Origin of the sequence: Pseudomonas sp. NFACC16-2 (genome assembly GCF_900119205.1) — a bacterium.
In the GTDB taxonomy this organism is placed as follows: domain Bacteria; phylum Pseudomonadota; class Gammaproteobacteria; order Pseudomonadales; family Pseudomonadaceae; genus Aquipseudomonas; species Aquipseudomonas fluorescens_Q.
On sequence record NZ_FPIX01000013.1, the window covers coordinates 60,498 to 72,584 of the forward strand.

The 12,087-nt window shown below is 61.5% G+C and carries 9 protein-coding genes; 5 read left to right on the plus strand and 4 right to left on the minus strand.

The genetic code is table 11. The features are described 5' to 3' along the window. The first annotated feature begins 40 nt into the window (after positions 1-40). Complete coding sequence (pta, locus tag BT116_RS13510) at positions 41-2,140, plus strand: phosphate acetyltransferase (protein ID WP_072344399.1); 2,100 nt, start codon at positions 41-43, stop codon at positions 2,138-2,140. Further along, complete coding sequence (locus tag BT116_RS13515) at positions 2,141-3,049, plus strand: acyltransferase (protein WP_072344415.1); 909 nt, start codon at positions 2,141-2,143, stop codon at positions 3,047-3,049. It begins immediately after the preceding gene. A gap of 132 nt (positions 3,050-3,181) precedes the next feature. On the opposite strand, the gene cysN is transcribed toward BT116_RS13515, so the two are convergent. The 3 genes from cysN to BT116_RS13530 form a co-directional block, all read right to left on the minus strand. After that, positions 3,182-5,080 carry a sulfate adenylyltransferase subunit CysN gene (gene cysN, locus BT116_RS13520; RefSeq protein ID WP_072344418.1) on the minus strand — a complete coding sequence of 633 codons (1,899 nt, stop codon included), beginning with the start codon at positions 5,078-5,080 and terminating at the stop codon, positions 3,182-3,184. A gap of 9 nt (positions 5,081-5,089) precedes the next feature. Continuing rightward, positions 5,090-6,007 carry a sulfate adenylyltransferase subunit CysD gene (cysD, locus tag BT116_RS13525; protein ID WP_003178041.1) on the minus strand — a complete coding sequence of 306 codons (918 nt, stop codon included), beginning with the start codon at positions 6,005-6,007 and terminating at the stop codon, positions 5,090-5,092. A 191-nt stretch (positions 6,008-6,198) separates the two neighbouring features. Beyond that, complete coding sequence (locus BT116_RS13530; RefSeq protein ID WP_003205474.1) at positions 6,199-6,957, minus strand: Nif3-like dinuclear metal center hexameric protein; 759 nt, start codon at positions 6,955-6,957, stop codon at positions 6,199-6,201. Between the two features lie 104 nt (positions 6,958-7,061). Between BT116_RS13530 and algW the strand changes: the two genes are divergently transcribed. The 3 genes from algW to BT116_RS13545 all read left to right on the plus strand — a co-directional run bounded on the left by algW (position 7,062) and on the right by BT116_RS13545 (position 11,351). After that, complete coding sequence (gene algW, locus BT116_RS13535; protein WP_072344423.1) at positions 7,062-8,222, plus strand: Do family serine endopeptidase AlgW; 1,161 nt, start codon at positions 7,062-7,064, stop codon at positions 8,220-8,222. A gap of 296 nt (positions 8,223-8,518) precedes the next feature. After that, positions 8,519-10,621, plus strand: a complete 2,103-nt coding sequence (locus BT116_RS13540) for a TonB-dependent siderophore receptor (protein WP_072344427.1) — start codon at positions 8,519-8,521, stop codon at positions 10,619-10,621. A gap of 10 nt (positions 10,622-10,631) precedes the next feature. Then, entirely contained in the window at positions 10,632-11,351 is a 720-nt protein-coding gene (locus tag BT116_RS13545) for a DUF4198 domain-containing protein (RefSeq protein ID WP_072344430.1), read from the plus strand. A 77-nt stretch (positions 11,352-11,428) separates the two neighbouring features. On the opposite strand, the gene BT116_RS13550 is transcribed toward BT116_RS13545, so the two are convergent. Then, positions 11,429-12,052, minus strand: coding sequence for an SOS response-associated peptidase (locus BT116_RS13550; RefSeq protein WP_072344433.1), 624 nt, complete (start codon positions 12,050-12,052; stop codon positions 11,429-11,431). Between the last annotated feature and the right edge of the window lie 35 nt (positions 12,053-12,087).

Here is a 12,087-nt window from a genome sequence, read left to right on the forward strand (position 1 = left end):
CATAGGTCACACCCTTGCCATGCTCCCTTAGAGAATCCGCATGCAAACTTTTTTTATCGCGCCCACCGATTTTGGTGTGGGCCTGACCTCCATCAGCCTCGGGCTGGTGCGTACCCTTGAACGGGCCGGGCTGAAAGTCGGCTTTTTCAAACCCATTGCCCAACCTCACCCCGGCGACACCGGGCCGGAACGCTCCACCGAGCTGGTGGCCCGCACCCATGGCCTCAAGCCGCCGCAGCCCCTGGGCCTGGCGCACGTCGAGCGCATGCTCGGCGACGGCCAGCTCGATGAGCTGCTGGAGGAAATCATTACCCTTTATCAGCAGGCGGCCATCGGCAAGGACGTGCTGGTCGTCGAAGGCATGGTCCCGACCCGCAACGCCAGCTACGCCGCCCGGGTCAACCTGCACCTGGCCAAGAGCCTGGACGCCGAGGTCATCCTGGTGTCGGCACCGGAAAACGAAGTGCTGACCGAACTGTCTGGCCGGGTAGAGTTGCAAGCGCAGTTGTTTGGCGGGCCGAAGGACCCGAAGGTTCTCGGGGTGATCCTGAACAAGGTCCGCACCGACGAAAGCATGGAGGCGTTTTCCGCACGGCTCAAAGAGCACTCGCCCTTGCTGCGCAGCGGCGATTTCCGCCTGCTCGGTTGCATCCCGTTTCGCCCCGAACTCAATGCCCCGCGCACCCGCGACGTGGCCGACCTGATGGGCGCGCAGGTGCTCAATGCCGGCGACTACGAAACCCGGCGCATGAGCAACATCATCATTTGCGCCCGCACCATGCGCAACACCGTGGAACTGCTCAAGCCCGGCGTGCTGGTGGTGACCCCCGGCGATCGCGACGACATCATCCTGGCCGTGAGCCTGGCAGCGATCAACGGCGTGCCGCTGGCCGGGCTGCTGCTGACCAGCGACACCCTGCCCGACCCGCGCATCATGGACTTGTGCCGCGGCGCCTTGCAGGCGGGGTTGCCGGTTCTGTCGGTAAGCACCGGCTCCTATGACACCGCTAACCTGCTCAACGGCCTGAACAAGGAAATCCCCATTGATGACCGTGAACGTGCAGAGATCATCACCGATTTTGTCGCCAGCCACCTGGACGCCAAGTGGCTGCACCAGCGCTGCGGCACGCCACGGGAAATGCGCCTGTCGCCAGCGGTGTTCCGCTATCAGTTGATCCAGCGCGCCCAGGCCGCCAACAAACGTATCGTGCTGCCCGAGGGCAGCGAACCTTTGACCGTCCAGGCTGCCGCCATTTGCCAGGCCCGGGGCATTGCCCGCTGCGTGTTGCTGGCAAAACCGGCCGACGTCGAAGCGGTGGCCCGCGCCCAAGGCATCGAACTGCCGCCGGGGCTGGAGATTCTCGACCCGGATTCGATTCGCGAACGCTACGTCGAACCCATGGTGAGGTTGCGCAAGAGCAAGAGCCTGAACGCGCCGATGGCTGAGCAGCAATTGGAAGACACCGTGGTCATCGGCACCATGATGCTGGCGCTGGATGAGGTCGACGGGCTGGTGTCCGGGGTCATCCATTCCACCGCCAACACCATCCGCCCGGCCTTGCAACTGATCAAGACCGCACCGGGTTGCACCCTGGTGTCTTCGGTGTTTTTCATGCTGTTTCCCGAAGAAGTGCTGGTCTATGGCGACTGCGTGATGAACCCGCATCCCAGCGCTACGGAGCTGGCGGAGATTGCCCTGCAGAGTGCCGATTCGGCCGCCGCGTTCGGCATCACGCCGCGAGTGGCGATGCTCAGCTACTCCAGCGGTGAGTCGGCCAGCGGCGAAGAAGTGGAAAAAGTTCGCGAAGCCACCCTGCTCGCCCACGAGGCCCAGCACGGCCTGTTGATCGATGGTCCGCTGCAATACGACGCCGCCGCCAACGAAACCGTGGCACGGCAATTGGCGCCCAACAGCCAGGTGGCCGGTCGGGCGACGGTGTTCATCTTCCCGGACCTCAACACCGGCAACACCACCCACAAGGCCGTGCAGCGCAGCGCCGATTGCGTCAGCCTCGGACCGATGCTGCAAGGCTTGCGCAAACCGGTGAATGACTTGCCGCGCGGCGCCCAGGTCGACGACATCGTGTACACCATCGCCCTGACCGCGATCCAAGCCGCCAACCGACCTTTGGACATTTAAATGCTGGACTTTCTGCCTGCCCCCTTGCGCGGCGTCATTGCCTCGCTGCTGTTGGCGCTGAACACCATCGCCTGCTGCACACCGCTGTTCATCGTGGCGATCTTCAAGCTGTTGCTGCCCTTCCCCGCCGCCCAGCGCTTCACCGATTGGCTGATGGGCCACATCCACGAAGCCTGGATCAGCAACAACAAGGCCTGGATGAACCTGCTGCGTCGTACCCGTTGGCACCTCAGCGGCCTGGAGGGCCTGGACTACCAGCATTCGTACCTGATCACCAGCAACCATCAGAGCTGGGTCGATATCATGGTGTTGCAGTACGTGCTGAACCGACGCATCCGGCCGTTGAAGTTTTTTCTCAAGCAGGAACTGATCTGGGTACCGGTGATCGGCCTGGCCTGGTGGGCGCTGGGCTTCCCGTTCATGAAACGCTACTCCAAGGCTTACCTGGAAAAGCATCCGGAAAAGAAAGGCAAGGACCTGGAAACCACCCGCAAGACTTGCGCGAAGTTTCGCGACAATCCCGTGGGTATTTTCAATTTCGTCGAAGGCACTCGTTTCACCGAAGGCAAGCATGCCCAGCAGCAGTCACCGTTTCGCTACCTGCTCAAGCCCAAGGCCGGCGGCATCGCGTTTGTGCTCGACGCCATGGGTGAGCAACTGGAGTCGATCATCAACGTGACGATCCATTATCCGGGCGGGCGTCCGGGGTATTGGGATCTGCTGTGCGGCAAGATGGACGAGGTGGTGGTGCATTTCCAGGAACTGAAGATCCCACCGCAGTTCATTGGCAAGAACTACGATCAGGACGGCGTGTATCGCCTGGAGTTCCAGGGCTGGATCAACCAGTTGTGGCAGGACAAGGATGCGTTGCTTGCGCAGATGCACCGCGAATATCCCTCTAAGTCTTGAGGTGACTGCACTGGCCTCATCGCGAGCAAGCCCACGATAGCGTCCCTCCAGACAACAAAAAGCCCGCCGATGATCACTCACCTGCGGGCTTTTACTTGCCGCTTGCAGCTAAAAACTTAAAGCGGCACCTCTTTATATCGCCCCACGCTTGCGCAGTAGATCCAGCACCTGCTTGACGCTTTCTTCCAGTGTCAGCGACTGGGTGTCGATCACCAGGTCGGCATCCAGCGGCACGTCATACGGGAAGGATTCGCCTGGGATGTTGTCGCCAGCGGCGGCATACAACCCTTGCGGATCACGCTGGGCGCACACCGCTGGCGAGGCCTGGACGTAGACCGTCAACAGACGCTCCTTGCCGATCAGGTCCTTGGCCTGCTCACGCCCTTCGGCATTTGGCGCAACGAACGCGGCGAGGGTCAGCAGGCCGGCTTCGTTGAACTGACGGGCGACGTGAGCCGCACGGCGCCAGTTCTCGGTACGCCCGGCACGATCCTGCGGCAGGCCCTTGTTCAGGTCATGGCGCAGGTTCTGGCCATCGAGGACGAAGACCGCGCGCCCCATGTCGAACAACTTGCGCTCCACCGCATAGGCCAGGGTGCTTTTACCCGCGCCCGACAAGCCGCTGAACAACACCGTGGCCGGCTGCTGGCCAAAGCGCTGGGCACGCTCTTGCACCGACACATGGGCCAGTTTGCCGTGGTGCGTGCTGCTGCCGTGAGCCAGCGGCTGGGCGACGATCATGCCGGCACCGACGGTGCCGTTGGTCAGGCGATCGATGACGATGAACGCACCGGTGGTGCGGTTGCTCTCGTAACCGTCCAGGGCGATCGGCGCATCCAGGGCGATCTTCACTTTGCCGATTTCGTTGAGCTGCAACGCGCTGGCCGGACCCTCTTCAAGGGTGTTCACATCCACCTTGTTGACGATGCTGGCAATCGAGCCCGGCACGTAACTGGTGGCGCGCTTGATGTCGTATTTCTTGCCCGGCAACATCGGCTCTTCGGCCATCCACACCAGCATCGCTTCGAAGCTGTCGGTGACCGGCGGCACGTTGTCGGCATGCACCAACAGGTCGCCACGGGAGATGTCGATCTCGTCTTCCATGGTCAGCGTGACTGCCTGGCCAGGACCGGCGTGTTCCAGCTCGCCTTCGAAAGTGACGATGGATTTGACGCGGCTGCTCTTGCCCGACGGCAGCACCACCACTTCGTCGCCCTTGTGCACGATGCCGCTGGCGAGGGTTCCGGCGAAACCGCGGAAGTTCAGGTTCGGACGGTTGACGTACTGCACCGGGAAACGCAGGTCGGTGAAGTTACGGTCGCCCGCCACTTCCACCGTCTCGAGGATTTCCATCAGCGACTGGCCGGTGTACCACGGCGAGCGCTCGGATTTGTTCACCACGTTGTCGCCCTTGAGGGCCGACATCGGCACGAAGTGCATGCTGGTGGGCTTCATCTTCAAGCCTTCGGCGAACTTCAGATAGTCGGCCTTGATCGACTCGAACACGCCCTGGTCGAAGTCCTTGAGGTCCATCTTGTTGATGGCCACGACGATGTGCTTGATGCCCAGCAACGAGGCGATGAAGCTGTGGCGTCGGGTCTGGGTCTGCACGCCATAGCGCGCGTCCACCAGGATGATCGCCAGGTCACAGGTGGACGCACCGGTGGCCATGTTGCGAGTGTACTGCTCATGGCCCGGGGTATCGGCAATGATGAACTTGCGCTTGGCGGTGGAGAAATAGCGGTACGCGACATCAATGGTGATGCCTTGTTCGCGCTCGGCCTGCAGGCCGTCGACCAGCAACGCCAGGTCGATGTCGTCACCGGTGGTGCCGACTTTCTTCGAATCGCGGGTGATGGCTTCCAGGTGATCTTCGTAGATCATCTTGGAGTCGTGCAGCAGGCGCCCGATCAGGGTGCTCTTGCCGTCGTCGACGTTACCGCAGGTCAAAAAGCGCAGCAGCTCTTTACGCTCGTGCTGGCCCAGGTAGGCGAGGATGTCCTCGCTGATCAAATCAGATTGATGCGACATGACAGCCCCTTAGAAATAACCTTGACGTTTTTTATCTTCCATCGAGCCTGCGCCATCGTGGTCGATGACCCGGCCCTGGCGCTCGGAAGTTCGCGTCAGGAGCATTTCCTGGATGATGTCCGTCAGGCTTTCGGCCTCGGACTCCACCGCGCCCGTCAACGGGTAGCAGCCAAGGGTACGGAAACGCACTTTCTTCTTGACGATACGGGCTTTGTCTTCATCGGACAGGTGCTCGAGGATGCGCTCGTCGTCAATCATGATCAGCGTGCCGTTCTTCTCGATCACTTCACGCTCGGCGGCAAAGTACAGCGGCACGATCGGGATGCCTTCGAGGTAGATGTACTGCCAGATGTCCAGCTCGGTCCAGTTCGACAGCGGGAATACGCGGATCGACTCGCCTTTGTTGACCTTGCCGTTGTAGACGTTCCACAGCTCCGGGCGCTGGTTCTTCGGGTCCCAGCGGTGCTTACTGTCACGGAACGAGTACACGCGCTCCTTGGCACGGGATTTCTCTTCATCGCGACGGGCACCGCCGAACGCGGCGTCGAAACCATATTTGTCCAGGGCCTGCTTGAGGCCTTCGGTCTTCATGATGTCGGTGTGCTTGGCACTGCCGTGGGTGAACGGGTTGATGCCCTGCGCCACGCCGTCCGGGTTCACGTGGGTGATCAGGTCCAGGCCCAGTTCCTCGACCATGCGATCGCGAAACTTGTACATTTCCTGGAACTTCCAGCGGGTGTCGACGTGCATCACCGGAAACGGCAACTTGCCGGGGAAGAACGCCTTGCGTGCCAGGTGCAGCATCACGGCGGAGTCTTTACCGATGGAGTACAGCATCACCGGGTTATCGAACTCGGCGGCCACCTCGCGGATGATGTGGATGCTTTCCGCCTCCAGCTGTTTCAGATGCGTCAGTTTGTCGACCATGGCTACTCACGAAAACTTTCTTATGAACGGCCAGCGGGCCGTGTTCGAGCGGGGAATCCTAGCACAGCGACCTCTTCTAATCAGGGCGCCAACTAGATCGAAACAGCATATGGATATGCCTGGTGGTTCGGGCACTGCTACAGCTTTTTGTGGGGAGCGAGCTTGCTCGCTCCCACAATGGTTATAAGCAGTCAAATGGGATTCGGGCAATCGATGAAGATGTGCTCCAGGGCAAAGCGTCGCGCCAGGTAGTCTCCCAACGCCTGGACGCCATAGCGTTCAGTGGCATGATGCCCGGCGGCGATGAAGCTGATGCCGTTTTCCCGCGCACTGTGGAACGTCTGCTCCGACGCCTCGCCGCTGAGGTACAGGTCGACGCCGGCCAGCACCGCCTGATCGATATAGCCCTGGCCGCCACCGGTGCACCAGCCAACCCGACGGATCATCTGTTCGCCTTCGATCAACAACGGCTCACGCCCCATGACTTCCTGGACCTTGCGCGCGAAATCCCGGGCCGTCATCGGTTCGGACAGGGAGCCGACCAGGCCGACGATCTTGGGATTGTCCGGATCCAGCGGTCCCTCGACCGTGATGTCCAACTGGCGGGCCAGTTGCACGTTATTGCCCACCTCCGGGTGCAGGTCTAACGGCAAGTGATAGGCCAACAGGCTGATATCATGCTTGAGCAGGGTCTTGAGACGACGCTGTTTCATGCCGGTGATGCAAGGGTTTTCGCCCTTCCAGAAATAACCGTGATGCACCAGCACCAGGTCGGCCTCGGCCTCGACGGCAGCGTCAAGCAAGGCCTGGCTGGCGGTGACACCACTGACAATGCGCATCACCTGGGGTGCGCCTTCGACCTGCAGGCCGTTGGGGCAGTAATCGGCAATCCGGCTGCTGGCCAGGTAACGGTCCGCTTCTTCGACCAGGGTGTTCAGGGCTACTGCCATGAAAAGACTCCTAAATATCCCGTTCAGAGGCACGCGCGGCCTCGTATAATGCGCGACATTATGGGCGGTCTCATACCGCCTGCAACCTTTGTAGGACGTGCTTAATGCTCAAGGCGCTGCGTTTTTCCGGCTGGCCGCTGTTGGCCGGCGTGCTTGTCGCTCTACTGATTATCCAGCGCTACCCGGAATGGGTCGGCCTGCCAAGCCTTGATGTCAACCTGCAGCAGGCGCCGCAAACCAAGGCTGTGCAACAGGGGCCGGTGTCCTACGCCGACGCCGTGACCACCGCCGCGCCAGCCGTGGTGAACCTGTACACCACCAAGGTCATCAACAAGCCCAGCCATCCGCTGTTCGAAGACCCGCAATTCCGGCGGTTCTTCGGCGACAACTCGCCCAAGCAGAAGCGCATGGAGTCGAGCCTGGGGTCGGGCGTGATCATGAGCCCGGAAGGCTACATCCTGACCAACAACCACGTCACCAGCGGTGCCGACCAGATCGTGGTGGCCCTCAAGGACGGTCGTGAAACCCTGGCCCGGGTGATCGGCAGCGACCCGGAAACCGACCTCGCGGTGCTGAAGATCGACCTCAAGAACCTGCCGGCCATTACCATCGGCCGCTCCGACAGCATCCGCATCGGTGACGTCGCCCTGGCTATCGGTAACCCGTTCGGCGTCGGCCAGACCGTGACCATGGGCATCATCAGCGCCACCGGGCGCAATCAGCTGGGTCTGAACAACTACGAGGATTTCATCCAGACCGACGCCGCGATCAACCCCGGCAACTCCGGCGGCGCGCTGGTGGACGCCAACGGCAACCTCACCGGGATCAACACGGCGATCTTTTCCAAGTCCGGCGGCAGCCAGGGCATCGGTTTCGCCATTCCGGTGAAGCTGGCGATGGAGGTGATGAAGTCGATCATCGAACACGGCCAGGTGATCCGGGGCTGGCTGGGCATTGAAGTCCAGCCGCTGACCCAGGAGCTGGCGGAGTCGTTCGGCTTGTCCGGGCGGCCCGGCATCGTGGTGGCGGGGATTTTCCGCGACGGTCCGGCGCAGAAGGCCGGCCTGCAACTGGGCGATGTGATCCTGAGCATCGATGGCGAACCGGCCGGCGATGGCCGCCGCTCGATGAACCAGGTGGCGCGAATCAAGCCCACCGATAAGGTGACCATCCAGGTCATGCGCAATGGCAAGGAACTCAAGCTCACCGCTGAAATCGGCCTGCGCCCACCGCCGGCACCGGTAGTGCTCAAGGAAGAGCAGTAGCCGCGAAGCACATCCTGTGGCCTGGCAAAAACCTGTGGCGAGGGGATTTATCCCCGCTGGGTTGCGCAGCAACCCCAAAATCAGACACCGCGGTCCATCAGATGAACCGCACCAACTGGTCTACGGCTGCTGCGCAGCCGAACGGGGATAAATCCCCTCGCCACAAAGATTCCTACCTGCATTTCCAAGTGATCCCCTTGGCAACCCCATCCAGATTTCACTTGAAATTACAGATAGCATAAATTCTCATTAGTAGTGTTATATTGTTTCAATTCTAAGAATTGGAACAATATAACATGCCGCCTTTAAAACGGATTTCCCTCGCAGGCCTGGCCCTGGGCCTGCTGGGCGATCCGGCCTACGCCGAAGACCTCCAGCCTCTGGAGCTGGACGCCATCACCGTGACGTCCGACTACGAATCCCCCACCAGGCCCGTCACAGGCTATCGCGCCACCCGCTCCGCCAGCGCCACCAAAACCGACACCGCTCTGCGCGACATCCCGCAATCGATCAGCGTGATTCCCGCCAGCGTGCTCAAGGACCTGGGCAGCACCAACGTCGAACGGGCATTGGAATACGCCGGCGGTGTATCGAAGCAGAACAACTTCGGTGGCCTGACGCTCTACGAATACAGCGTGCGCGGCTTCACCACATCGGAATTCTACAAGGACGGCTTCAGCGCCAACCGTGGCTATCCGAGCACGCCGGACGCGGCGAACATCGAACGCATCGAAGTGCTCAAGGGCCCAGCCGCCAGCCTGTATGGACGGGGCGATCCAGGCGGTACGGTGAACATAGTCACCAAGAAACCCCAGCCCGAAGCCTTCACCACCTTGCAAACCAGCGCTGGCAGTTGGAATCGCTACCGCACTGCGCTGGACGTCAACACGCCACTGGACGCCGAAGGCAACGTGTTGTCGCGGGTCAATCTGGCGGTCGAGGACAACAATAGCTTTCGCGACCATGTCGGCAGCAAACGTGTTTTCGTTGCGCCTTCCATCAGTTGGCAACTGAACCCCGATACGCGGTTGCTGGTGGAAAGCGAAATCGTGCGCCACAGCTCGACGTTCGACCGCGGCATCGTCGCTCCGAACAATCGCTGGAGCGGCGTATCCCGCTCGACCTTTTTGGGCGAACCCAACGACGGCGACATCGACAATCACAACAACATGCTCCAGGCCGCCCTCGAGCATCAGCTCAACGACACCTGGCAACTGCGCCTGGCCAGCCATTACAAGCAGGGCGAACTCTGGGGCTTCGCTTCCGAGGCGCGCGCGCTGAACGCCGATGGCCACACGGTGAATCGCCGCTACCGCGAGCGTGACAACAATTGGCACGACAGCATCACTCAGTTGGAATTGCGCGGCCTGTTCGACTTCGGTCCCTGGCAGCACGAACTGTTGATCGGCAGCGAATACGAGGACTACCGCAAGAACGAACGCGTGACCAACATCGCCGGCGCTTACCCCATCGACATTTATCAGCCGGTCTACGGCCAGCCAAAACCCACTGGCACGCCCTCCGGCACAGACTTCTTCGAACATGTGCAAAGCCGCGCGCTGAACCTGCAAGACCAGATCGTCTTCACCGACAAACTGCGGGGCATCCTCGGCGTGCGCTATGAGCATTTCGAGCAAAGCATCGACGACCACAACACCCACCTCACCAGCCGCCAACGCCACGACGCCCTGACGCAACGGGCCGGCCTGCTGTATCAGTTGACGCCCGAGGTCGGCCTGTTTGCCAACGCCTCCACCTCGTTCAAACCCAACAATGGCCTGGATGCCAGCGGTAAAGCCTTCGACCCCGAGGAAGGCGTCGGCTATGAAGTGGGGATCAAGAGCGAGTTGTTAGACGATCGCCTGAGCACCACCCTGGCGGCGTTCCATATCGAGAAGGAAAACGTCCTGAACCCGGTCGCCGGCACCGACTTCAGCCGCGCCATCGGCAAGGCGCGGAGCCAGGGCATCGACTTGCAGTTGACCGGGCAGGTGACCGACGCCGTGCGGGTGATCGGCGCCTATGCCTACATCGACGCCGAAGTGACCAAGGGTGACCCGGGAAACCCCACAGGCAGCCGGATCCTCGGCGTCGCTAAACACAGCGGCAGCCTGCTGGGGGTCTACGAATTCCAGGATGGGCACCTGCGCGGCTCGGATGTTGGCGCGGCGTTCACTTACGTCGGCGATCGCTCGGGCGAAGCCGGCAAGGATTTCGAACTGCCGGCCTACCACACCGTGGACCTGCTGGCCCATTACAAGGCCAGCGATGACGTCACCGTGGGCCTGTACCTGAATAACGTCTTCGACGAAAAATACTACGAACGCTCCTACAGCAATTACTGGGTCACTCCCGGCGATCCGCGCAACTTCACTGTCAGCCTCACCCTCGATCTATAAGGAAGTCAGCATGAAATACCCCAAGACCTTCGCTCTGCTCGGCCTGTTCCTGGCCACACAGGCCTCGGCCCATGGCCTGTGGACCGAACAGCGTCGCGGCAACGTCGAAGTGATCTACGGCCACGGTGCCGAAGACAATGCCTTCAAGGCGCAGAAAATCAGCGGTACCTGGGCCTATGACCTGGGCGGCAAGATGATCCCCGTCACCGTAGAGCGCCTGCCGGACCACGCCCGCCTGCAACCACTCAAGCCGCCAGCGGTGCTGGCCGTGGCGATGGACAATGGCATGTGGTCCCAGACGGCCGACAAGAAGTGGATCAACGAAGGCCGCAGCAAAGTGCCCGGGGCGATCGAATCGACCCATACGTTCAAATACAGCCTGGCGATCTATGAACCGGGGGCGAAACTGCCGACGCTTGCACCGATCAAGTTCGTGATCCTGCCGGAAGTCGACCCGCTGACCGTTGGCCCGGGCCTGTCATTGCCGGTACGGGTGCTGCTGGACGGCAAACCGGCGGCTGGTGTGAAACTGGTGGGCGACTACCGCAGCATGCCGAACACCGTCTCGACTGAAACCGACGCAGAAGGCCGAGCCAAGGTACTGGTGCGCAACGAAGGCTTGAATGTGATCGCGGCGCAGATGGAAATTGCGCTCAAGGACAACAAGGACGTGGCCACCCGTGGCGTGTTCACCTCATTGACCTTCCTGGGTGAGCCGCATCACGAGTAACGTTCAGAACCTAATGTGGGAGCGAGCGTGCTCCGGGCGGCGATCCGACGATGAGACCGGCGCAATCACCCCAACGCTCAAGCCGGAGTCAAGCACTCCGGCCCATTGAGTTTCGGATCATTGACCATATTGGCCAATACCCGCTCGCGCAATGGCGCCGGCTCGCTTGCCAGCAGCCCTTGCAAAGCATGCAGTGGTGTCTCGGGGTCGAGCCACAGGCGCTGGCCTTCTTCGTCCAGAATCAACGGCCGGCGCTGACCCGCCGCCGGTTGAGTGATGACCGCCGTGCTCAGCCACACCTGTTCCTGCACCGGATACGCTTCCCAGATCGCGGCGAAAAACAGCGATGAACCCTCCCCCGGCGTCAACCAGTACGGACGCTTGCGCGTACCGCCGCGCCACTCATAGAAACCATTGGCCGGCAGCAGGCAACGGCGCAGGCGCAAGGCCTCGCGGAACATCGGCTGCTCGGCCACGGTTTCGGCCCGGGCATGGGCCGGCGTGCGGGACAGGTCGGTCAACCAAGGCGGCGTCAGGCCCCAGCGCGCCCGGGCCAGTTCACGCTGGCCCTCGGCGTCGGCCCGCAGTATCAGCACCGAATCGTTGGGCGAAATATTCCACTGGGCCTTCTGGTCGGCGGGAAAACCGGGCAGGGCCGCAAAGGAGGGGTTCCAGCGAAACAGGGCATAACGTCCACACATGGGGCAACACGACTCTTGATCGAACAAACGGCCGC